The 25113-nt window shown below is 43.7% G+C and carries 18 protein-coding genes; 16 read left to right on the top strand and 2 right to left on the bottom strand.

Features of this window, described 5'->3' with window-relative positions; genetic code table 11:
• Positions 1-63: 63 nt before the first annotated feature.
• From HMPREF0868_RS04310 to HMPREF0868_RS04285, 6 genes are all read left to right on the top strand, one after another.
• A complete protein-coding gene (locus HMPREF0868_RS04310) occupies positions 64-1551 on the top strand; it encodes a DUF1846 domain-containing protein (protein ID WP_012993481.1) in 1488 nt (495 codons plus the stop codon).
• 340 nt (positions 1552-1891) lie between these two features.
• Positions 1892-4345 carry a hypothetical protein gene (locus HMPREF0868_RS04305; RefSeq protein ID WP_012993480.1) on the top strand — a complete coding sequence of 818 codons (2454 nt, stop codon included), beginning with the start codon at positions 1892-1894 and terminating at the stop codon, positions 4343-4345.
• 33 nt (positions 4346-4378) lie between these two features.
• A complete protein-coding gene (gene lepB, locus HMPREF0868_RS07935; protein WP_012993479.1) occupies positions 4379-5269 on the top strand; it encodes a signal peptidase I in 891 nt (296 codons plus the stop codon).
• An 81-nt stretch (positions 5270-5350) separates the two neighbouring features.
• On the top strand, positions 5351-6574 hold the full coding sequence (locus HMPREF0868_RS04295) for a DUF7601 domain-containing protein (RefSeq protein WP_012993478.1): 1224 nt from the start codon (positions 5351-5353) through the stop codon (positions 6572-6574).
• Between the two features lie 65 nt (positions 6575-6639).
• The gene (gene srtB, locus HMPREF0868_RS04290) at positions 6640-7608 is read left to right on the top strand and encodes a class B sortase (RefSeq protein ID WP_012993477.1); all 969 of its coding nucleotides are present in this window, start codon (positions 6640-6642) and stop codon (positions 7606-7608) included.
• 5 nt (positions 7609-7613) lie between these two features.
• On the top strand, positions 7614-8513 hold the full coding sequence (locus HMPREF0868_RS04285) for a hypothetical protein (protein WP_157667968.1): 900 nt from the start codon (positions 7614-7616) through the stop codon (positions 8511-8513).
• 201 nt (positions 8514-8714) lie between these two features.
• Here the strand turns inward: HMPREF0868_RS04285 and HMPREF0868_RS04280 are convergent, their stop codons facing one another.
• Entirely contained in the window at positions 8715-10040 is a 1326-nt protein-coding gene (locus HMPREF0868_RS04280) for a C1 family peptidase (RefSeq protein ID WP_012993475.1), read from the bottom strand.
• Positions 10041-10201: 161 nt separating this feature from the next.
• Here HMPREF0868_RS04280 and HMPREF0868_RS04275 point away from each other — a divergent pair, with 161 nt between their 5' ends.
• Complete coding sequence (locus tag HMPREF0868_RS04275; RefSeq protein WP_012993474.1) at positions 10202-11038, top strand: peptidylprolyl isomerase; 837 nt, start codon at positions 10202-10204, stop codon at positions 11036-11038.
• Positions 11039-11178: 140 nt separating this feature from the next.
• Here the strand turns inward: HMPREF0868_RS04275 and abc-f are convergent, their stop codons facing one another.
• Complete coding sequence (gene abc-f / locus HMPREF0868_RS04270; protein ID WP_012993473.1) at positions 11179-13179, bottom strand: ribosomal protection-like ABC-F family protein; 2001 nt, start codon at positions 13177-13179, stop codon at positions 11179-11181.
• Between the two features lie 204 nt (positions 13180-13383).
• Here abc-f and leuB point away from each other — a divergent pair, with 204 nt between their 5' ends.
• From leuB to groL, 9 genes are all read left to right on the top strand, one after another.
• Positions 13384-14505, top strand: coding sequence for a 3-isopropylmalate dehydrogenase (leuB, locus tag HMPREF0868_RS04265; protein ID WP_012993472.1), 1122 nt, complete (start codon positions 13384-13386; stop codon positions 14503-14505).
• A 75-nt stretch (positions 14506-14580) separates the two neighbouring features.
• Positions 14581-15924, top strand: a complete 1344-nt coding sequence (locus HMPREF0868_RS04260) for a glucose-6-phosphate isomerase (protein ID WP_012993471.1) — start codon at positions 14581-14583, stop codon at positions 15922-15924.
• On the top strand, positions 15914-18076 hold the full coding sequence (locus HMPREF0868_RS04255; protein ID WP_012993470.1) for a hypothetical protein: 2163 nt from the start codon (positions 15914-15916) through the stop codon (positions 18074-18076). The genes HMPREF0868_RS04260 and HMPREF0868_RS04255 overlap by 11 nt, the downstream gene beginning before the upstream one ends.
• A gap of 35 nt (positions 18077-18111) precedes the next feature.
• Positions 18112-19014: a 16S rRNA (adenine(1518)-N(6)/adenine(1519)-N(6))-dimethyltransferase RsmA gene (gene rsmA / locus HMPREF0868_RS04250; protein ID WP_012993469.1), complete on the top strand. Its 903-nt coding sequence runs from the start codon at positions 18112-18114 to the stop codon at positions 19012-19014.
• 12 nt (positions 19015-19026) lie between these two features.
• Positions 19027-20037, top strand: a complete 1011-nt coding sequence (locus HMPREF0868_RS04245) for an inorganic phosphate transporter (protein WP_012993468.1) — start codon at positions 19027-19029, stop codon at positions 20035-20037.
• Positions 20038-20069: 32 nt separating this feature from the next.
• Positions 20070-20702, top strand: coding sequence for a DUF47 domain-containing protein (locus HMPREF0868_RS04240; RefSeq protein WP_012993467.1), 633 nt, complete (start codon positions 20070-20072; stop codon positions 20700-20702).
• 124 nt (positions 20703-20826) lie between these two features.
• Positions 20827-22707, top strand: coding sequence for an LCP family protein (locus HMPREF0868_RS04235; RefSeq protein WP_012993466.1), 1881 nt, complete (start codon positions 20827-20829; stop codon positions 22705-22707).
• A gap of 263 nt (positions 22708-22970) precedes the next feature.
• The gene (gene groES, locus HMPREF0868_RS04230) at positions 22971-23255 is read left to right on the top strand and encodes a co-chaperone GroES (RefSeq protein WP_012993465.1); all 285 of its coding nucleotides are present in this window, start codon (positions 22971-22973) and stop codon (positions 23253-23255) included.
• Between the two features lie 11 nt (positions 23256-23266).
• Positions 23267-24898 (top strand): chaperonin GroEL, encoded by a 1632-nt coding sequence (groL, locus tag HMPREF0868_RS04225; RefSeq protein ID WP_012993464.1) that lies wholly within the window; start codon positions 23267-23269, stop codon positions 24896-24898.
• The last annotated feature ends 215 nt before the right edge of the window (positions 24899-25113 follow it).

Here is a 25113-nt window from a genome sequence, read left to right as displayed (position 1 = left end):
AAATGCAGTTGTATAATGTGCGCTATGTGATTTTTATTGGGTACTTTAGAAAGAGGCAAAAATATGCAAAAATTAGCTTTTGACAACGAAAAATATTTGCAGACTCAGTCTGAACATATTTTGGAGAGGATTAAACAATTTGACAACAAGTTGTACCTAGAATTTGGTGGTAAATTGTTCGATGACGGACATGCTTCACGAGTTTTGCCGGGCTTCCAACCGGACAGCAAGCTGAAAATGCTGCTTAAGCTCAAAGAACAAGTCGAAATTATTATTTCGATTAATGCGGCCGATATTGCCGGCGAAAAAGTGCGTGGTGACTTAGGTATTACCTATGACATGGAAGTTTTGCGTTTGATCGATGCGTTTAGATCGGTAGGTCTTTTGGTAGGCTCAGTTATGATCACGCAATTTGCCAATCAGCCGGCGGCGATAAAATTCCGCAAGCACTTGGAACAGATGGAGATTGCGACGTATTACTCCTATCCGATCGAAGGGTATCCGAGCAATGTAAATAAGATTGTCAGTGAAGATGGTTTCGGCCGTAACGACTATATCAAGACTTCACGGCCGCTGGTAGTTGTCACGGCACCCGGTCCTGGTTCAGGCAAGATGGCAACCTGCTTATCTCAGATGTATCAAGAGTACAAGCACGGTGTCAAGGCCGGTTATGCCAAGTTTGAAACATTTCCAATATGGAATTTACCGCTCTCACACAGTGTCAACCGTGCCTATGAAGCGGCAACCGCTGATTTGAATGACATAAATATGATTGATCCATTCCATCTGGAAGCTTACGGTGTCACTACGATAAACTACAACCGTGATGTGGAGATTTTCCCGGTCTTGCGCTCTATTATGGAAAAAATATCCGGAACCTGTCCCTATAAATCTCCTACAGACATGGGGGTTAACCGTGCTGGTTTCTGTATTATTGATGACGCTGCCGCAACGGAGGCTGGAAATGCCGAGATTATAAGGCGTTATTATAAAACTTTGTGTGACTTGAAAGAGGGAAATGCGACACAGGCCATGATTGATAAGCTGGAATTGATCATGACGCAGGCTAAGATTGATCCACAAGATCGCAAAGTTGTCGAAGCGGCACGGGAGAAAGCCGCCGAAGCAGAAACTTATGCTATGGCCATTGAATTGCCTAACGGCAAAATTGTCACCGGTCGTCGCACCAAGCTGTTGGGTGCGCCATCTGCTTGTCTGCTCAACGCTTTAAAGGCCTTGGGTGGAATTATTGATGACATTCCGCTTATTTCCCCTCACATAATTGAGCCGATTACCGAACTGAAGGTAAAGTCTCTTGGCAATAACAACCCGCGTCTGCATTTGGACGAAGTACTTATTGCTCTGGCAATTTCAGCTACGACCAATCCGCTGAGCCATGCCGCCTTGTCGCATCTGTTTGAATTGAGCGGCTGTGAAGCCCATGCAACGGTTATCATGGACGCGGTGGATCAGAATGTTTTGCGTAAATTGAAGCTTAATTATACATCTGACCCGAATTTCCGCTCCAAGAAGCTTTATACCAAAGCTTGACGCGATTAAGTTAACCTAACTGCAGCGTACCGAAATATTGCCTATTTGTTGACTCGACCTTGGCTATGTTGTTGATCCGGATTTTGCGTTAGTATTCTTGGTAATTTGCGCTCCTGTGCGATTTGCATGGGAGCGTTTTATTTTCTTTTTTGTTTTCTTATTTTACAAATGTTCGAAATAGAAATTGTTTGATTGCGCAAAATAACAGAACAATTACAATGCTGTTAAAAAATATAAAATAATACATATTCCTATAGTCTTAAACATAATTATATTGTAAAATAGGTCTAACTTAGAAACAAAAGAATTTTATTTTGCCTTTAAGAGGGACGTTCATTTTATGTTGCGGACTGAAAAAGCTTTGATTGTGCTCATATCTCTATGCCTTGCCTTATCAGCTGGTTCATTTTGTCCTATCGTTTATGCGGTACAGGAAATGGAAGAGCATCGTCCGAATTCTGGTGTGAATAAGCATGCTGATACGCTTAAATCTGGTGAATCTGCCAATTACGTTAATAATGCTAATGATGATGATTTGACACGGAAAAATGATGGTTCAATGGAGAAAGCCGGCGGCGACGCGCGGACTGAGGAAGCTACGGCGGCAACCGAGGCTGAATTGCAAGAAAAAAGACAGCTGATGTACGAAATAGAAGAGTATATATCTAGTTTGCACAAGACGTTTGATTTTCTGCATAAGAAAAAATTGGATCGGATTCCCGGCTCAACTGGTAAGAAAGATGATCCGATTATCGTTTTGAATTTGTTGGGCAAGGAAAAGCAGCTGAAGGAATTAGTTGACACGCTTACCGAGACCAAGGCAGCATTGGCGAAAATTGAAGCTGATTATTCCGCGAATAAGGATAAGCTTTCGGTTGAGGTACTTAGGAAATATCACGGCATTTTGCAAAAGGCGACTAGGCGGATTAATGAATTGTATCAGGCGGTGGCCGGAAAAAACAAAGGCGGAGATTTTGCTACAAGGGAAGGTTTGTGGTACTTAGATCCTAATCCTCCTATAGAAGGATATCCTAAAAATGCTGAAGAAGATGACAAGTTTGATGCAATGGATCGTTATTTTTACATTTCTAATGACAACACAGGTGAAGGCTTAGATGCTACTATAAAGAACTTTACTGTGGAACGAAAAAAATATGATAAGAAATCGATAACTTTTTTAATAACGTTTAATAAAGACGGTGGACCGTGGATAGGAGGAGGCTTTGGATGGAAAAATGGAGTGGTGAATCTGTGTTTGCCTCTTTCCAAAAATGAAGCAAATCACGTCAAAATTATTGAAAGAGAATATGATAAAAACAACGGAAAATTAAATTTTCAAAAAGAAGTAACAGCTATTGATGCTGAAAATGAGCATGGGTGTAGTAATATTCATGGGTGCTATGGCATTTTAGAAAATAAAACTGTTACAAAAACAGATTCAACCGGTAAAGAGTATAAAGAGATGGATAAAAGTACCGATTTTTATAGAGAAGAGTCCTTTTATACTAATACTGATACTTTGAGAAAAAATGGCATACTTGATCCTGGTGTAAAAACAGCTGCGGAAACTGTGAGTGGATATTTAAACAATGGAATTTTTAAAACAGCTTGGAGAGTGACACGGCCAGTAAAACAAGACACATTCTTTACTTGGGAAGTAACTTTCCCTATTGACAGTTATAATGGGATCGATCCGTCGGATACCCCCATAGGCGTGACCTTTAGTAATCGTGCCGGAAAGTATCAGCGCTCAATATGGCATGGACCATTTGGTATGCGCGGAAGGCATTTTTTAAAACGTCCAGAGACAATTTATGTTCGTAACAAACATAAATTGACGCAAGCGGAGCGCAAAGAAGTCAAGGACAAGGTCTTTGAAAGTACTATTAAATATTACAAGTCTGATCCAAAGTATAACGATAAAGTTATTTTGTCGGAACTTACTGACGCCCATAGTCACGACCGTGATCCGAAAATTCCTGAAAAGCAGCAAAAAAACTATATGCATGTGCGGGAAAATGGTGATGTAGGGGTGAAATTTCCCGACTATACTTTTCGCTTTTTGCATAATAATGACCCAGCATATACCGAAGAAGACCATAAAAAACCAATAATGAACTGCTGCGAAAAGGATTGCAGTCTTGGCCCAGATCACCGACCGGTATTAACCCTAAAGGAAGAGCGCAAAATTACTGATCCGCCATACGGTAAGGCGCAGAATTCTCAGCCGATAGATCCACGTCGTGCGCCCGTAATTTTTGCTTATGACAAGGAAAACCAGTTTGACAATGACAGCTATGGCAAGCCGAATTTCAATGCCCTCACTTACGAAGGTTATTCCGAAGGTGATTCCGCAGACGGCAAATTTTTCAAAGGTAAACTTCCTAACGGGCTTAAAATTGAGAATGTTACCAAGAATGATAGCTTCAAACCGGGAGATGGTTATAGGGCATGCACGCGTTACGAAACCAAGGTTACCGGTCAGGTGAAAGGGATTGAATGGAAACCTGGGGAGACGCAGAAGGTATACAACCTGAAATTTCGTTCTGAGGATAAGTGGTACAACAAGGATCCGAACGTTAAAGGGGTCGACGGTGATTATACTAAGAATTTTACTGAGTGCCAGATAACAATAGTTGTCCAAAAGGATCTGGCGATAATTCCGGTCGGCAATGATTTATCCGGCAAAGCTGTTTGGCAAGGAATTAGTTCCTTCAGTGCTTTGACTGGGGCTTTGATTCTGTATCGACGCAAACATAGATCGGTCGCCGGCAGTTCTCGCAGATGCTTATAGATATGTGCTTGCAGATAAAAGAGGAGGTGAACCGTGCGTAAATTAGCTACATTTTTAGATTATAGCGATGTGAATATCCAGTGTCGTGCTTCTGTATCCGGTATGGATTCTGCTATGAGTGTAGGTGTAAGTGGCAGGGCAGAAGGTGGGGTGCGGCCGCTTTATCTGGCAGGGACTAATAAGAATGCTGCCCCTCAATCATCTACTGCTGTAGCCGAGCAAGTGCGGCGGCCGGCGAATATCCCGGAACAACTTTTGTCAGTGATACCGGCACAACAGTTCGCTGCAGAAGTAAATGCCGGAAATCAGGCAGTAAAGCCCTTCGTTCCAGAGACTGACCTGAATAGGGCAACGCCGTTAATGGCAGGGAATATATTGGGCAAATATCGTCAAACACATCATGGCCAAGGAGAGTTCTCGCGGCTCAACAAGCGACCAATCGTGGATGCCGCCCTGCGTTGCCTGATTAAAGTCGTTTCGGTTGGGGTAGTTTTGGCGGCGATTTTTAGCTTTGTTTTTGGGATCGGTCGCGTTAATGACTTAGGCATGGTGCCGAATGTTGAACCCGGTGATATGCTTTTGTTCTATCGCCTGCCGCGCGAGTACAAAGTTGGTGAGGTGATTGCCTTTCGCTATCAAGGCAAAATTCGTGCCGCACGTATTGTGGCTCGACCAGGCGATACGGTAAATATCGACTCCGCCGGCCTAAAGGTCAACGATGCTGGGCAATATGAACCCAAAATTTTCAAGGAAACTAGGCCGCTGGAAGCCGGAATCGCTTTCCCGGTGACTTTAAAGCCGGATGAATATTTTATTCTGGGTGATAATCGCGATAAAACAACGGACAGTCGCATCTTCGGCCCGATAAAAAAGAATGAAATCAGTGGCCGAGTGTTCAGTGTCGTGCGTAACCGAGGTATTTAGTTTTGTAGCCACAAGATTAGGCGACGAAATTAATTGATATACTATTTGAACATAAATTAGATTTAAAAGGAAGGTAAGTTTATGAAAAAACTGTTTTTGAAGAAGGTAGCTGCCTCTGTGGTTGCTTTGCTGACTTTGGTCAGTTCGGGAATTGTATGGACTGGTAGCGCGGCGGTAAGTGCTGCTGATCCTCAGCCGATTACGGAACTGAAAATCTTGAAAAAACTCAAATTGCCGGTTGGGGTCAAGACGCCGGCTAAAACTTTTAGTTTTAATTTTGCTAAACATTCTTTTAACGGGAATGAAAATGATAAAGGTAAATTACCTACTATTGTTGCTCCGACAGTAGCATATGACGGTAACGAAACACTAGGAACAGGTAAGACTATTAACAAGGATGCAAGTCTTAATTTGGAAGCAATTAACTGGAATAAACCGGGGCAGTTCACCTATGAAATCGAGGAAGCTGCAATCACTCCAGCCAATAGTACTGATTACGAGGAAAAATGGACGAAGTCGCCGGCTAAGTATTTGATTTCTTTCTTCGTTGTCAAAAAGGATACTAAACTAATGGTATCTAAAATCTTTATCAAACGTGAAGTAGCTGATGCCAATGATGGCACTGACTCGCCGGCGCAACAAGCCAAGGTTGAATACAATCCTAATCCCAAAACTGGTGAAGAAAATGGCCTAAAGTTCACCAATATTTATAACAAAAAAGTGAAACCGATAGTGCCGGGTGGCCAAAATCCGCCTGATGAAACCAAGCAGAAAAAAGGCCTGAGGATCGAAAAGAAAGCTGAGGGATCTGACCTTTTCAAGGCACAAATTTTCGAATTTAAAGTTCACATCACCAAACCTGATACGGTAGCAGCTGATGATGATAGCAAAATCAAATATTTTTGCACTCCAGAATCAGGGAACCCAACTGATAATGCTTATGGTGATATCACATTTAAATTAAAAAATGATCAAAGCGGTGTATTCTCCAATGTCTGGCTCGGTTCCAAAGTTACCGTTGAAGAAACCGATGCGCAAGGCGGTACTACACCCGGAATTGAGGGTAAGGCTAACGGAATTACTATTGAGGCTGGTGAAAATACGCCATTCAAAACCAAGGAATTCATCTTGGGTGAGGACAAAGATGGTAACTATGTCCTTTATAAGAATAAAGAACAGACCGCTACCGGTGTCCTCCTTGACAACCTGCCCTTCATCTTGATCGCTTTACTTGCCGTCATCGGGATCTTCTTCTTCCTCAAAAATCGCAAACGCAAACAAAATGAAGCACAACACCGTTTTTAAGCTAAACTAACAAACCGGTGGTTACCCGGCAAGTGTCGGGCAATCACCGGGCTGTTTCGTGTAACATGAATAAAAAATCAGCTAAACAAACGCAAAATAATCAATCGCTGAGACGCGGCGAAAAATGCCTGATCAATCTTATTAACCGATTTAGCTCTGCTATCGACTACGCCGTTTTAGCCATCTCGATTCTTCTGCTCATATTAGGTGCATATGCTCTTTATGACAGCAATTTGGTACTTGAACAAGCCGGGGCGGAAGAATATGCCGTATATAAGCCGCGCGAAAACGGTGATGTCGCCTATCGAAAATTACGCAGCATCAACCCGGACGTAATTGGTTGGATTGATGTTTACGGCACCAAAATCGACTACCCGATTTTACAGGGAAAAGATAATTACCGCTATCTGAGTGAGACGGTTACTGGAGAATATTCAACCGCCGGCAGTATTTTCCTTGACTCCGGCAACAAGCCCGACTTTAGCGATTTCAACAACATAATTTACGGACATTTCATGGTCGAGCGCAAGATGTTCGGCGACATCGGCTTATTTGCTGAGGCAGATTTTTTTAACAGCCATGAGTACGGGGTCATTCACCGCAATGATAAGCAAAGTTTAGGCTTGCACTTCTTCGCCTTTATTCAAACGGTGGGAACGGATCAGAGAATTTTCCAGACATCCTATAACTCTGTTGCTGATAAAGAATCTTTTATCAAATATATTTTTGATAAAGCGCAGTTCAAGCGAGATATAGGTGTAACCGCCGCCGACCGCCTGGTAGTTATGGATACCTGTAATTTTACAATTACCGACGGTCGATATATTTTAGTCGCAAAATTGGAGGATCAAGTTCAGGTTAATCCTGATGCGGAAAAAGTTAAACCGGTACGTCTCAGCAATTTGCTAGCCTATTTTAATGATTTCGATTTATTCTATGCGCTTTCGGCTCTTTGGCTGATTCTTGTACTGTTATACTTAATATATAAGGTGCTTAGGAAACTTTGGCGCGGAAAGGACGGGAGAAATAATTGAGGTCGTTGCACGACAAATCAAAAGTGTATCGGTTTATTTTTATTGCGTTGCTTGTTTTTGCACTCGTCTGGGGTAACGGTTTCTGTTTCGAGGTACAGGCTTGTAATTATGAAGAACTGTCCGTCAGCCAGACTTTTACGGTAAAAGCTAAATCTGGTCTCAGCGTGCCGCAGGCATCTTTTACCTATACGCTTAAAGCGAAGGACGGTTTGGCTCCATTGCCTGAAGGTAGTAAGGATGGTGTTTATCGTTTTACTTTAACCGGCAAGGCAAGCCAACAAATATGCATTGATTTTCCTAAAAAAGGGAAGTATGAATATATTTTGAGCCTTGAAAGTTATGCTTATAATGCCGGCGATAGTCTTGAATATGTTTATGACCAGCGAACTTATGAGATAACGGTTTTGGCTTGGGAATATCAGGGGAAAGTTATCGGGAAGACGCGGCAGATCAAGGGTGATGACGGATATAAGTATGATTCTGTTGTCTATAATCACACGTATAATGGTCCGCCGCCAGCTTATTTCCGTATTTGGGTAGGCTGCTGCATGCCTTGCGATAAGTCTAATCCGTCTTCGCCGCCGGCTAAGCCGTTAGGCAAGGTGTTTAAGTTTTTGGAAACTGGTTTTGCCAAAACAGGGGAAATTTTGACTTCAAGTTGGATCATTTGGCTGATTGGCTTACTGGTCGTTTTGCTGGTGTTTTTGTTGGTTTATAAATGGTGGCGCGAGCGTAAGGATAGGCGGGCGGTAGCAGAAACGGCGTCAGTGGCAGAAACACCGCCAACGGAAAGCGAAGCGTCGCCGGAAAGCAAAACGCCGCCAACGGAAAGCGAAACGCCGCCGACAGAAAGCGAAACGTCGCCAACCGACGAGGCCAGGAAAGTTCCTGCAGAAGATGACTGACCGTGCGCTTACGTCAAGCCGCGCCAGTCAAATGCAACGCAATGCAAAGATAAACACAAACGGCATAGCGATAACATCGACTATGCCGTTTATTATGCGTTTTACGAGCTAAAAGTTTTTTAAATAGCTGCTCAAAAGACTGTTCTTAGAACTAGGTCGAGCAGAAATGACCAATTTTTGTTTGATTTTAATTACACCCTATTACTCGGCTAAAGCACCCATCGGATCCCAAGGCTCAAGAGCGATTACTTCACCTTCCGCAGCAGCTTTTGCCTTTTCGCTGACATATTTTTTATCGACCATTACTTCGTAAGTGAATTCATCAAACCATCGGTCACTCATTGAGAAGACACCCTTATTACCGGCCTTATCGCTCCAAGAATTTTCTACTTTCCAAGTGAGCGGTTTTCCGTTCGCATCAAGATTTACCCCCGTTAAAACCATGGCGTGGGTGAGCAGAGAATCGCCGTAGTCTAATCTTTCCGCTTTATTAAGACGCAACTTTTCGCCCAAAACTTCGGCATAATGGAACTGATCGAGATCCATAATACCGGTGTCGCGATCCAGATATTTGCCGACATCACAACCGAACCAAACCGGTTCACCCGCTTGGATAGATTTGATTGCGGCCGCTTTCAACTCCTCGATCGGCAGGTTGACATATTTAATCGGTCGTCCTTCCAGAACTGAGTGCAGATATTTGACAGTGTAGGCTTTGTAATAAGGCTTGTCAGCTGTAGGCGCGTTTATGAGACTGACTTTTGCCGCCAGATCCCAGCCGACAAAGTCTTTTAGGAAAGCCTGTGGCGTCATCGGTTCGGTGCGATGGAATACCTCATCTTTGTCATAATACTCATAGACGACTTCCGTCGGTGGCACACCCAAGCATTTCACCAATACGGTATACACATAGCTGAGCATAGATTCCAAACGCGCCGTCAAATCTTCCTTTGATGCCCCATTATGCACCATTTTTCGCAGTTCACAAGCATATTCTCTCAGTTTAGAAGTGAGATATTCCACCATTTCACGCGAAGCAGAAGAGTTATACGTTTCAGGCATGGCATCCTTTGGCACGATACCGTATTTTTCCAAAATTCCGCTGAACATATCCCATTGCCCACCGTCTTGTACCGGCGCGGCCAATAAATGACTGACCAAACGGCTGTGAACGTCTTCACCAGCTGTTTCAATAATGGCAGTCAAAAATGCATTTGCCTTCTCCAGTTTATCCCAGAAAAAAGTGTAAGCTTGCGAAAATTCCAAAGTCTTGAGGTTGTATTTTTCCATAGACGCTACACGCGCAGCGTTCAAAGCGGCAAACATCCAGCACCGACCGCTTTGCTTTTGATTAGTGATTTCACCCATCTTTGTTTGCAAAGAGTAGACAAACTGATGTTTTTGTCTCATTTGCGGGTCAACAGCGGCCGCTTTTAAGCCAGCTTTGGCCACGCCGTAAGCTGCGGCAAGGTTGGTTGCGTTATTGAAGTTATCTGCAAATTTACGCAATAATTCTTTAGTTATCATACAAATTCCTCCTTGATTCAATTGTTTGCATTATACACGTTTAGCCAATTATTTTCAGCTCATATTTTACAAGCGGTTAACAAAATTATAGTGAACCAGTGAAACATATATGCTAAAGTATAGCTAATTGAATTATTCCCTTCAGATTGGAGAATTGCGAAATGAATAAATGGATGAAAAGTTTAACCGCCGTATTGCTAACTGTCACTTTAGCCGGCATTAACGTAGGCTGCGGTAAAAACGATAAAGAAGGAAAAGCAGCGGCCGAGGCAGCCAAAACCGGTGCCACAGATGCTGCTGTCACAGCAGAAAAGGTTAAACAACCTTTGCCGGATATGCAACCCAGCAAAACAGCAACCAATTTTGTGCGCATGGACATGGCTGGTGGAGCGAGTATCGTGATCCAACTTTTTCCTCAGGCGGCCCCACTGACAGTGGCCAATTTTCAAAAGCTGGTCGGCAAGGGCTTTTATAACGGGCTTACTTTTCACCGTGCTGTGCCGCAATTTGTCATACAAGGCGGCGATCCATCTGGTAACGGCAGCGGTGGTTCCGATGAAACCGTCAAAGGAGAATTTTTGACCAACGGAATTTTCAACCCACTAAAACATAAGCGGGGAGTTGTGTCGATGGCCAGAAGCCAAGATAAAGACAGTGCTTCATCCCAATTTTTCATCGTTTTGGACAGCCGTTCCGGCTCAAACCTTAATGATCAATATGCGGCGTTTGGCGATGTTATCTACGGCATGGACGAGGTTGACCGCATTGCCGCTTTAAAAACGAATAACGAAGCAATAATCGACAAGCCGGTTATCAGCAAAGCATACTTTATTACTCGAAAAGAAGCGGAATCTTTGGGTGCCAAACCTACCGAAGCAGCAAGCGCGGAAACTAAGGAATCTGAATCCGGTGATGCTGTATCCGGATCGTCTGACGACAGCAGTACGGCTAACACGACAACAGAACCAGGCTCGACAAATGAAGGCGGAGGCAAGTAACTTAAGCTTTCGGATATAGAACAATGCAAGCGGCCTTCTTGAAGACCGCTTTTTTATATAGTTATATCGTTAATCTGCTTCGGCTGATTTTATGGGGCTGATTTTACGGGATAAACTGTTGCGAGGAATGCGTAGGCTAATTAATCAGAAGCTGCTGCAAGTTCATCAAGCTCACTTTGCGTTTGCACGTAAAGCTCCCAATTCTTTTCATTTTCTGCAGTCAGAGCAGCCAGCTTTTCATATTCTTCCGGCTTGGTAGAAGGGGAAATATCTATTTCTATCGCCTTAATTTCATTTTCTGTGCGCTCGATGGAAAGTTCTAAATCTTTGATGGTATTTTTGAGGTTGGCTATCAGACGACGCTTGGTAGATGGACTCATTTGCCGTACTGATGATTTGCTGGCATCAATATTGGCCGAGGCGAGGGGGCGGCCAGTAGCTTCGGCATCGAGGTTAGGAATAGCTGTCGACTTGCCGGTGCCGGCGATTTTTGCACATTTGATGGATGCCTTGTCGTCGTACGATTTTCCTGACTTGGTTCCGGTTATACCATGATTCTGACACGCTTTTAGTGCAGCTGTGATGTTGGCACATTCAATCATTTTCCCCCCGGTTATGCACAAAAAACGATTGGCAAATTTTTCGATGAAGTAGCGGTCGTGACTAACTACAATTACGGAGCCGTTATATGCTGCTACCGCCTCTTCTAGAATTGAGCGGGAATAAATGTCAAGGTGGTTGGTCGGTTCATCTAGAAACAGTAACTGTGGCTTTGCTTGCAGAACACAACAAAGGTACAGCCTACATCGCTCACCCCCGGAAAGTGTATTAACTAACTTGAATACGTCTATATCCTTAAAGCCGAATTGTGCCAGTAAATTGCGACCTTCTTTGACATCAGATTGTGAATACCTAAGCAATGTATCCAGACAGCTGTCTGTTTCACAGGGAAATTCAACAATTTGGCTCATATAAGCAACCGATAAATTTTCAGCGATTTTCAGTTTGCCTTCCTGTGGGAGGATGCGGCCTGCTAATACGTTCATCAGGGTTGTCTTACCTGTGCCGTTGTTGCCCAACAAAACAATTTTTTCGTGTGCGCGAAGGTTCAAATTGATGTCATGACACAAGAAGGTTTCTCCGTAACCGATAGCCAAATTCTCGGTATGAATGATAATGCGGTTGGGGTCTCCGTCATCAGGCAAGGCCTGAAATTTAAAGGTCAGTTTGCCATTTTCCGCTTTTATTTGCGCTTTTAAAGTTGCCAGACGGTCGGACAGTTTGTTTACAAGCTTTTCCCGACTGTGAAAACCGCTGATGTTGCGATGCGAAAGAAATGTCTGCGCTACGGCTTCCTGATGTTCAATTTCTTTGCTAAGATCAGCCACTTGCCCTGCTAATAAAGCGTCTTCAGCCTTTTTCGTTTCGCTGCTCCTGGTAAAGTTTCCGGTAAAAATGCGCAGACCAGCAGCCGATAAATAGGCACACCGTTTGACTAAATGATCCAAAAAATATCGATCATGCGAAACCACACAAATTGTACCTTTGTATCCTTCCAGATATTCGATCAGCCATTCAATCGCTTGTAGGTCAAGGTGGTTGGTTGGTTCGTCCAAAAGCAGTAATTCCGGTTTAGCCAAGAGTAGTTTTGCTAAAGTGACACGCATCCGTTCGCCACCGGAGCAGCTTCCTATGTTACGATCTAAAATAGAATCAGCAAGCCCTAAACCGTTTAACGCTGCACGTAGATTATATTCGTAATCGTAACCGCCTAAGGCTTCAAAACGGTGTAATGCAGTCTGATAAGCTGCCAAATCGGCTTGGGCATCAGACATTGTAGCCATGCGTTTTTCTAATTCTAACTTTGCTTTTTGCCAGTCTGAGGCTTGCCAGACGGGGGCGTCCGGATCTTCCGTCCGCATATTTTGCTCCAAATAGCCTATTCGACAATCGGTGCGCACTACTTTACCTTCATCCGGCGAAATAAGATCACCTAAAATTTTCAGCAAAGTGGTTTTGCCGACTCCGTTATTGCCCAAAATTGCCAAGCGATCGCCTGCTTCCAAATTGAAAGAAAGATCATGGAAGAGGGTACGACCGTAATAACTTTTACTGATTTTTTGTACACTTATCAGGCTCATGTTACTCCCAGATATTTGAACCAATTTTCTGTTTGTCGGTTCTAGTTTTACAGTTTATTATATGAATTCAAACCGGGTTAGGCAATGCACAAATTTTTAATCTTATAGCCGACTAAAATACTTTGTTGCTAGGAAATAAATTGGCTGCTATACTTAGATTGCAATATTGTGCATTGATGAGCCTGTTTACGATTGAGGTGAAACATGAGGACATATAGAGTTGCGGTATTACCGGGTGATGGTATCGGTCCGGAAGTGACAGCGGCGGCCGTAAAGGTAATGGATCGTGCCGCTAAATTATACGACGTATCGTTGGATTATCGCGAAGTTATGGTGGGTGGAATCGCGATTGACAGTACGGGAGAACCGTTACCGGATATTACTATCCAGTCGTGTAAAATTGCGCAAGCTGTTTTATTTGGTACGGTTGGCGGCTCTAAATGGGACGAACAACCGCGAAAATTGCGTCCTGAATATTCAATCATCAATTTGCGGCGCGCTTTGAATGTCCAAACATATATACGCCCTTGCAAAGTGGACTTTGCGTTGGCTGGTTTGTCGCCGCTTCGTCGTCGTATCACATCTGCCGGCATAGATTTCATCCTGATTCGCGATCTATCGGGCCTTGATTCTTATACTCAAGCCAATACACAAATCACTACAAAAAACGGCGTTAAAGTTGGTAATCCGGCTGATTATGACGTTTTACACTACACTGATGAGCAGGTCAGACAAGTAGCTGTACGAGCCTTTGAAATGGCACGTTTACGTCCACGCAAAAAGATAACTTCCATTGATAAAGCCAATATTTTAGCTAGTTCACGTGTCTGGCGCCGCGTTCTTTCCGAGGTAGCGAAAAATTATCCGGAAGTCGATATTGAATTTTTGTACTTCGATAATGGTATTCATCAACTAATTCTCAATCCGGACAAATTTGATATTATAGTTGCTGATAATTTGCTTGGCGATTTTATTTCTGAAGTCGCGGGAGCTTTCATTGGTTCCCCGGCCCTGGCTCCTTCAGCGGCGCTCGGTGCTCCGAATTCGCCCGGTATTTTCGGCGGGATCCATGGTTCGGCTGAACATTTGGCCGGCCAAGACATTTGCAACCCTATTGCTGCCATATTAAGTGCCGGACTTTTGATGCGGTACGGCTTAAATGAGCCGGAAGTAGCACAAACTATTGAGCGCGCAGTTGAGCGAACTTTTGAACAGGGCTATCGCACAGCCGATTTAATAGATCCTTATCATAAGAATCCAACAGAACGAACGGTTGGTACGACAGAAATGACAGAGGCAATTTTGGCCAACATAGCCAAAGAATAAATAATAATAACAACAACTAATGTTTACTACGGGCAATACAGAAGTAAAAGCAGTAACAACAGACAGGAGGTCCATATGTTGAAAATTAATCTGCAAAACACGAAAAAGTTCATCAAAGAACATGAACTACTTGATATGATGCCGCAGCTCCAACAGGCCAAACAGATTATGCTGAATAAGCAAGGCGCCGGCAACGATTTCCTCGGATGGCTAGATCTTCCGATTAACTATGATCGCGATGAATTCAGTCGTATACTCAAAGCTGCCACCAAAATCCAAAAACAGGCTGATGTCCTGGTAGTTGTCGGTATCGGTGGTTCTTACCTCGGCGCCCGCACGGTCATTGAAGCCTTGAGCAAGACTTTTAAGACTGAGCCGCAACTGCAGATTGTTTATGCAGGTAATCAACTTTCTGTCGACTATTTAGCGGAACTTTTGCCTTATCTTGATAAACACGAGGTGGCGGTTAACGTTATTTCTAAATCAGGTACTACTACTGAACCTGCCATTGCTTTCCGTGTTTTGAAAAAGTACATGGAAAACCGTTATGGCAAAGCTGAAGCTGCTGATCGTATCTATGCTACCACGGATAAAGCCAGAGGTGCGCTAAAAGCTTTGGCGACGGCTGAAAAATATGAGACTTTTGTCGTGCCGGATGATGTCGGCGGCCGTTATTCGGTTTTGACCGCTGTAGGCCTTTTGCCGATCGCCGCTGCTGGAATTAATATTCAGCACCTGATGGATGGGGCTGCCGCTATGCGTTCCAATCTGCTAACTGCCGAGCCTGAACGTAATTCGGCAATGCTATATGCGTTTGCGCGTAATGCTTTGCTACGCAAAGGCTATACCACTGAAATTTTGGTCAATTATGAAAGTAAGCTGCATTATTTTAATGAATGGTGGAAACAGTTGTACGGCGAAAGTGAAGGCAAAGACGGGCGCGGTATTTTCCCGGCGGCGGCTGAATTTACGACTGATTTACATTCAATGGGACAGTTCATTCAAGACGGGCGGCGCAACCTTGTGGAAACCGTAATCAAGGTTGACAAATCAGCTTCTGAGTTATTGATTCCTTTCGATCCAGACAATCTTGATGGCTTGAATTACCTTTCCGGTTCCGATTTGCATTACGTCAACGATAAAGCGATGCAAGCAACTGTTCTGGCTCACGTCGACGGTGGTGTTCCTAATATTATGGTCGAAATTGAACAGCTAGACGCCTTTAACCTTGGTGGGTTAATTTACTTCTTTGAAGCAGCTTGTGGAATTTCTGGATATTTGAACGGTGTGAACCCATTTAATCAGCCTGGGGTTGAGGCTTACAAGAAAAATATGTTTGCATTACTTGGTAAGCCGGGCTATGAGGCCGAGGCTGAGCGTTTGCAAAAGCTGGTCAAAGGTGAAATTGATGGAATTTAGCTACCATAAAAGTAGCAAGATTTTTTTGCGCACGGGCTGGGAGTCGGGGCAGGTCATTCCTGAAGGGCTTGCTGTACCTTTTATGGGTTACACTGCCCCACATGCTCAGCTTGAGTTTTATATTTTGCGCGAAAGTCGGGAGAATGTTCTGCCTTTCCTGCAACAATCAAGCTATCCTGACCTGATCAGAAAGCTGGTTACCAAAAGTGACGAAAAAGGTGAATTCAAAATCGAATGGCCGGCGCTGTTCGATGATGCCGCTGCTTATTATCACTTAGTTTTACGCCTGCCTGAGTTTGCTCCGGCTTATAATTCTTTATCCGATTTGCTCAATGACGTTTCAGGAGCAGTATTGGCGATTAAATATCTTAGATTAGGTGAAGTTTGGCTGTGGCTGGGTACACCAGTTACCTTGGTGCACGATCCTGATTCTTCTACGGCCTACGATCCCGATTGGCGGCATTTGCCATGTCCAGCTACTTGGCTTGATTTGTCACAACCACAACTGGAAAAAGAAACCGAAAGGCTTAGGCCGGTTCCTTTAGATCTTAACGACAAGCAGCCCGATGAGCTACCGGCGCTTATCTATTCTTTTGTTTACCAACGCTTTAAAGAAGCAAATTATAAGCCGCTGACGATAATTACTCTTACAGCTCTCGATTTAAATGGAATGGATCTTAAGACAGCACCGAAATTAATCGAAGAGTTTGAAAGCAGTAATGAATTGAACTTACCGTTTAATCGCTTATTATGTCAGCCGGGCTTGCGTTACCTTAACAATTTAAAGGAGTTACAAGACGACATTGCTGCTTTGCATGAAAGATGGGGGAAGGATTTGCCTGTCGTCCTCATTGGCCAGCAAATGACGCCTGCTGTCTTGAGGGCGGAAAGCTGCGTCGGAGCAAGTTTGGCCTTGTATAATTGTTTTTTGGCGCGGCTGGCTTCGCTTGATGAGGCTGGATTTTTTCTGCCGACGTACGACTTGCCGCTGACTTACAATAATAAAATGTTGAACGGGTGTCCAGACTTGCCGTCTGACAAGGTTGAACAGGGAAGACGGCTGGCCGTCTTGGCAGCTGCCTTGTCATTACCGAAGGCGATGCTGCCTCACTCGGTATCAATGCCGGCACGCCTTAACACGCAATTCAATAGATTGACTTCCGTTGCAGCTCCGCAAGAGTGTGCCAATATAACTGAAACAACGGCAGCTTTAGCAAATAAGCTTGCCAAGGAACGTTTTGTTTGTCCTTATGTAACTTCTATTTCGGTTCTCGGCAGTCGTATTCGTCTTAGATTTAAACTAGCTGCTCATGAACGCCTGGCTAATACAGATTGCTTGTGCAGCTTTTATCTGGCAGAACGAGCCGGCAGTTGGCGACCCGCCTTTGCCAAGTTGATCGGCTATGACGTAGTAGAAATATTTCATCCGGAAATTTCAGCTCCTGCCAGTTGTGCTTATGCCATGGCTGACTGGGATAATGCCGCTTGCTTACATAGCACATCAGGCTTACCTGCTTTGCCATTTACCACCGATGTCGTTACATCGACATACCCGCCTATGCCTTGGCAAAATACCGCTCAACTCAAGCCGTGGCTGCTACGTTCGCTTAAGCCGGGGACAGCTCTGGGAATGCCGGCAAATTTGCCATTATGGAAAACCCGTTCTGGTAATACGCTGACGGCGATAAAGCTTCCGGCCGGATCTGCTTTACCGCTGCCTTACCGTGAAGTGTTGCATTATGCCTATGCCCTAGAATATGAAATAATATCACCACAATATGCTGCGAAGCCAGACCATTATAAAGAATCGCCGAACTTTTTACCGCTTTTGCAATTAACGAACAGTGCGGTTCCGCCGCTTGGCTCATTTGCAGAATATCAGGTAGCTACTTGCTTGGTATTTAATCCTGATTATCGCTCAAAAAAGTTGTGTATGTGGAATTTGTCGCCGCAACTAGTTAATATTTCTACCGGTTGGCAATTTTTGCTCTGGCGTATCAATGAGACTGAATGTGATTTCTCCGCCCCAACATTTTCATTACTTGATCCGGGCGACATAACCAAACCGTTGACGGGTCGATTGCTTTTAGCCGGTCTTGACTTTTGGCACAACTCGATTTTGGCGGAAAGATTGGGAAAAGCTATTCAATGAAATTAATTTTAAAAAATAACTTATCAGGAGGTTATATGTCCGATCACCGATATTCAAATGATCGCAAAGATTTTGCAAATTATTTAAGCGGTTATCGACTCAGGCCTAACCATAATCTTGGCCAAAATTTTATTTATGACAAGGGTTTGTTGCAAGCAATGGTTGCTGAAATGCGACTGCCGCCGAAGTGTGAAATTTGGGAAATTGGTGCTGGAACCGGTAATTTAACGGCGGTACTGGCTGAACAATTCCCACGGGTAACTGCAATAGAAATCGACCCTGCTTTAGCTCGTCCTTTGCAAGATCGTTTCACCTCTAATCCTAAGGTCAGACTCATCTTTGGCGATGCTCTGAAACTCACTGCAGCCGATTTGGCGAATTCGGAGGAAGAAAATTCTATCATTGACAATATAGCGGTGGTCGGCAATTTACCTTACTACATTTCTACTAAATTAATTGAACATTTTTTACTGCACTTTCACACCGCTCTTCAATATAGCTTTTTAGTGCAGCAAGAATTTGTCGATCGTATTTTAACCCCGGCTGGAAGCAAGAATTATGGACCGTTGAATATATTACTTGATAATTTTACGACTATAAGGAAGGGAATGACGCTGGCTGCTACCGATTTTATGCCGCAACCTTCAGTCTCCTCGACGTTGATCCACATTATTCCACAGCCGAATAGCCAAATTGATAAATCCACTTGGCCGGATTATCGTAATTTTTTGCACCTTGCTTTTGCGCAACGCCGCAAAACCATGCACAATACTTATGCCCGTCTGCAACGTGAATATCCGTTGTTGAACAATACAAATGATCTGGAATGGTTGGCTGGAGTTGGCTTGAAACTACAGATAAGACCGGAAGCGATCACCCCGGAAAATTGGTTAACGTTATACAAAACTGCTATCGGTATCGAGTCAATGGCAGAGTAAAGGAAGTGTCTTATGCACAATATTGGTTTATACATGGTAATCGTTTTGGTGTGTATGTCCATCTTCGTCAATGGTTGGACAGATGCCCCTAATGCTATTGCTACGGTGATTTCTACTCGTGTCCTCACGCCTAAGGTTGCTATATTTTTGGGCGCGGTATTCAACTTGATTGGAATCTTTATCATGGGTACGGCAGTGGCTCAGACAACGGCCAACATTGCCGATTTGGGCACGGGAAATGCTGCCTTAGTCAAACTTGCATCTGCCCAGTTGGCCATCGTCATCTGGTCAGTGACGGCATGGAAATTCGGGATCCCGACTAGTGAAAGTCATGCGTTGATTGCTGGATTAATGGGGGCAGGAACCGCGGCACAAGGTGTGGCGGCACTCAATACTTCAGCAATATTGAAGGTTGCCTATGGTTTGTTCATTTCGACTTTAGCCGGTTTTATTTTAGGTTACGGTATTACTTGGCTTATTCAAAAAACTTGCGCCAAATTGCCGCGGCGGCGAGGTGACAAAGTGTTTTCTGCGGGACAGGTTATTTCGGCAGCTTTGATGGCTTTAAGTCATGGTGCTCAGGACGGACAAAAATTCATGGGTGTTTTATTTTTAGCAGTTACTTTGGGCGGTTTTTTGCCGACTCCAGCTCCAGGAACGACTTGGAGTATTCCGCTCTGGATTTTGCTCATTTGCGCTGCTTTAATGGCAATTGGAACATCGGTGGGCGGTTATCGTATTATCAAAGCCATGGGAATGGAAATGGTGAAGTTGGAAAAATACCAGGGATTTGGCGCGGAAATGGCCGCTTCTGGTAGTATGTTGGTATCTACTGTTTTCGGTTTACCGTTAAGCACTACCAATATTAAGGGAACAGCGATGATGGGTGCGGCTTCCGTCCGTGGCCTGAAAGCTGTCAACTGGGGGGTAGCTAAAGACATGGTGGCGGCTTGGGCCTTGACCTTTCCAGTTTGCTTTTGCATCGGATTTTGTGCCGCAAAAATTTCAATGCTATTTTTGTAATCATTTATAAATTGCATAAATTAGGAGGAAATATGGGAAATTTATTAAATCGTAAGAAGGGAAATGAGTTTTTTACAATGTTCGTTGAAGGCGGAGATATTGCTAATAAAGCTGCTGTTGCTTTAAGCTCCGCTTGTCAGAATGGCTGTGTTGACTTTGTAAAATTACATGCTGTTAAAACTATCGAGCATGAGGGAGATTTGTTGGTGCATCGCAGTTTGAAACTTATCGAAAAAGCATTTATAACGCCGATAGATCGCAATGATATTCTGACGTTATTAAATAATATTGAAAATGTTACCGACAGTATTGATGAGTTGTCAAATCACTTTTATATGATGAACATTACTAAGACCAATTCATACATTGATGAATTTATGCGGTTGCTGAATAATGCTACACAAGCTACGAAAGAGTTATTGGAGGAATTCACTGATTTCCAGCATCGACGTGCCGAAATAAATGAAGCCGTTATTCGCATTAATAAAAATGAGGAGGAGGGTGACGCCAACTATATCCAGGCCATTCGTTCTTTGTATGCCTCACAAAATGATCCGATTGATGTTATTCGGTTGCAAACTATATATGATTTATTTGAAAAATGTATAGACAATACGGAGGATGTGGCTGATACGATTGCAACGATTTTGATTTCGGTAGGTTAATAGGATTAATACGGCAGTCGTTTCAGGTGAGAAATTTTAACAAACCTTGAAAATTTTGTATCTTCTGCCGTTTTAGTTAAATTCATGATATTATATAGCAAGTCTATTATTACGAAGGATGCTTATGAAAAAACACGGTGCAAAAGACGAAGCGGTAAAGAAAGAATTCGATTCTGGTTTCAAAGGGGACAAGAGTGTGTCCGGCCGATCGTTGGGTGAATTTAATTCTGAACAAGGGAAGAACACTTACTTTAATGCACCTTCCGGTGTGATCGATACCGGCAATGGTTCTTCTGAGCATTCGAACAATTTTGTCGATTTCTCAAATGGAGCGGTCGGCGAAAAGTCAGAACAGTTTTATGCAAACGGCAGCTATTGTCCGTCCGGTGATGGTCACGCTAATCCAAGTCATTCGCTTGCTTTCGTGGGGCAAGTGCAACCGGGTGCTTATGCCGGACAACTGCAACCTGACGTTTACGCCGGGCAAGGACAGACTGGTGCTTATGTCGGACAAGGACAAGCGGACGTTTACTTGGGCCAAGTTCAACCAACTGTTTATCCCGGACAAGCACAAACTAGCGTTTATGCCGGACAAGGAGCGTTGAACGGTTATAAAAGCAAAAAAAGGCGTAGCAAATATTTTTGGCCACTTGCAGTGTTGATGATATTGGCTATTTTGGCTTTGCTTTTTTCGATAGGTTGGTTTTATGTTTTCGGTAAAGCAAGGACATCATTCAAAGCGTCAGATAAAACTGACCTAGGTGATCTTAAAAGTAACAATGTTTCAGATCGCGATGATGGAGGGCTTCCGACTGTCCCTTATGATAAAGATCTGACCAATATTTTGCTCATCGGTGTAGACAATCGCAAAGACGACAATAATTATAATACTAATTCCGATACGATGATGGTCCTTACCTTGGATCAACGCAATCATCTCATTAAACTTACTTCAATTCAACGGGATATGTTGGTTAAAATTCCCGGTAAGGCAGGCTTCCATAAACTTAATTCAGCCATGTTCGGCGGCCCGGAAACATTATTAAAAACTTTAAATTACAATTTGAAATTGGATTTGAACCAGTATATTATCATCAATTTACGAGGTGCTGAGCGAATTGTCGATATTATGGGAGGCGTTGATATTGACATACCAAATGATAAAGCTCTATTAAAATATTTAAATTCTGTTATTTGGGATACTAATAAGGAATTGGGCGGCGAGTGGGTTGCCCCAGTAGAAAAATCCGGGCATCAACTTTTAAACGGGCGTCAGGCAATCTGCTATGCTCGTTTGCGCAAACTTGACTCTGATTTTGTTCGTATGTCACGCCAGCATGAAGTCCTGAAGTCGCTGATGCGCCGTTTTATGGATGTTAATCCTTTTAAAAAGTTGCAGGTCATTCGTGAATCAATGGGTTTAATAACAACTAACTTATCTCAAACTGAGTTGATTGGTATTGGCACATCGGCTGTCAGCAAGATAAAAAATCCGCCTGAAACTTTAAAAGTACCTATGGAAGGCTATTTGGAGGAGCGTTATATTAACGGTATAAGTTATGTTGTGCCGAATTTGGCCGGTATGATTGAGCCGCTTCATAAGTTTATTTATGGTGAAGTGCATGGCGGTAATTATGTAATTGAAGAATATCGTAATGCGTCGCCTTCATACCCAGCCGTTTCTGCTAATTCACGTAACACATCCGACCGTGATGATGATAATTCTGATGACAAGTCGGGTGACGAGCGAAACGGACGTTTGGCACCGGCAGAAAATTCTGACCGCCGTTCTTCATCTTCCAATACCGGCCGCAGAGAAAGTGATTCGGATAACAGTGCTGCCGTGAATGACAAGGACAGTGATAATGCAAATAAAAAATTCGACAGATTGACTCGGCAAAATTCTGGTAACGGTACAGGTGGCGGTTCAAGTGGCAACAGTGATGCAAACGATTCCGGATCAGGGCATTCCGCCATCGACCCTCACAATTTTTTTAACCCTTAACCATTGATACGATCTTTAAACTATGATATTTGGCACATAGTACATCGCTTATTAAAGCAGTTTTAGCATACGCAAGTGGTATATTTCACGGCGGCATATTCTTCAGGAATACCGCCGTTTTGTATGCGCATGTATTTATTTTTCCGGAAATTTGCCGTTACTCTTTATTAACAATTGCGTCCTTGACATTCTTTGACAATTAACATATATTCTTATTAGCACTCCAAGCAATAGAGTGCCAAATAACGTTTGGAGGTACCGATATGAATATTAAACCTTTGGGTGACCGCGTTGTAATTAAAATGGTGGAAGCCGAAGAAAAAACTCATGGTGGTTTGATTTTAACCGGCAGTGCAAAAGAAAAGCCGCAAGTGGCAGAAGTAGTTGCTGTAGGCCCCGGAGGGGTTGTTGACGGTAAAGAAGTAGCCATGCAGGTTAAAGTAGGAGATCAGGTATTAACCAGTAAATACTCAGGCACAGAAGTCAAGGTAGACGGTCAAGAATACATAATAGTCAGACAGAATGACATTTTAGCAGTGGTTGAGTGAGGAGGATAATTATGGCAAAAGAAATTAAGTATAACGAAGAAGCCAGAAAAAAGTTGGAAGCCGGTGTCAATAAGCTTGCCGACACCGTTAAGATAACCCTCGGCCCTAAAGGTCGTAACGTTGTGTTGGATAAAAAATTCGGTTCACCGACCATTACCAATGACGGTGTAACTATTGCACGGGAAATTGAACTGGAAGACCCTTTTGAAAATATGGGTGCTCAGTTAGTTAAAGAAGTAGCGACCAAGACCAATGATGTTGCCGGTGATGGAACTACTACTGCCACATTGTTGGCCCAAGCCATTGTTCGTGAAGGCTTGCGCAACATCGCTGCTGGAGCCAATCCTATGGTTATTCGCCGCGGCATGAGCAAAGCTGTTGACTGCGCTGTTGAATCAATTAAAGAGATTTCTGTTCCGGTCAAAACTACAAAAGATATTGCTCGTGTGGCCTCTGTTTCCGCTGATGACACTCTTGTTGGTGACCTGGTTGCTGAGGCAATGGAGAAGGTTACGGCCGATGGTGTTATTACGGTTGAAGAATCCAAGACCATGCACACGGAATTGGAAGTTGTCGAAGGTATGCAGTTTGATCGCGGATATGTTTCCGCTTACATGTCAACCGATATGGACAAAATGGAAGCAGTACTCGATGATCCGCTAATTCTGATCACCGATCGCAAAATTAGTGCCATTCAAGACCTTTTGCCGTTACTGGAAAAAGTAGTGCAAACCGGTAAGAAGCTTTTGATCATCGCTGAAGATGTTGAGGGCGAGGCTTTGTCCACATTGATTGTAAACAAATTGCGTGGAACCTTAACTTGCGTAGCAGTTAAAGCACCTGGTTTCGGCGATCGTCGCAAGGAAATGCTGAAAGATATCGCTATTTTAACCGGTGGACAAGTTATAACGGAAGAGCTCGGACTTGAGTTGAAGGACACAGATGTTAGCCAGCTTGGAACCGCTCGTCAGGTAAAGGTCCAAAAGGAAAATACGATCATCGTTGACGGAGCCGGTGATGCCAAAGACATTCAGGCTCGGGTAAATTCGATAAAGGCTCAAATTGAAGACACCACTTCTGATTTTGACCGTGAAAAATTGCAGGAACGCTTGGCCAAATTAGCTGGCGGAGTTGCGGTTATCAAAGTAGGTGCGGCAACAGAAACCGAAATCAAAGAGAAAAAATTGCGCATTGAAGATGCTCTGGCTGCTACTCGCGCCGGTGTTGAAGAAGGCATGGTTGCAGGCGGCGGAACGGCTTATTTGAACATTTTGCCGAAGGTATGTGAATTGCTCAAAGACGCTACAGGAGATCAAAAGACAGGTATCAACATTATCATCCGTGCTTTGGAAGAACCTGTACGCCAGATAGCGATCAACGCAGGCTTGGATGGCAGCGTAATTTGTGAAGGTGTTAAACATCAACCGGTAGGTGTTGGGTATGATGTAATGAGCGAATCTTATGTAAACATGATTGAACACGGTATTGTTGATCCGGCAAAGGTTACACGTTCCGCCTTGCAGAACGCAGCTTCAATTGCCGCAACCTTATTGACAACTGAAGCCGTTGTCGCTGAATTGCCGAGCAAGGAACCTCCGATGCCGGCGGCCGGTGGTATGGGCGGAATGGGCGGCATGTATTAACGAACCCAGATAAGACTGTCTCGTATGGTTGACCGCAAACTGGTTTAAAGTTGTTTTACGTCTACCATAGTGAGACGGTTAACAGTTGATGACTCTAATGTGTAGTTCATCGACTGAGCTACGGCAAACACAGCAGGTGCCGGATGACCGGTCACCGCGCGAATTTGAAATCCGGTCTCTTCTCTGTAGAGACCGGATTTTTTTACCGCTTACTT

Source organism: Mageeibacillus indolicus UPII9-5 (assembly GCF_000025225.2).
GTDB classification, from domain to species: domain Bacteria; phylum Bacillota; class Clostridia; order Saccharofermentanales; family Fastidiosipilaceae; genus Mageeibacillus; species Mageeibacillus indolicus.
The sequence above is the reverse complement of the archived record's forward strand: the minus strand, read 5'-3'. Positions and strand labels throughout refer to the sequence as shown.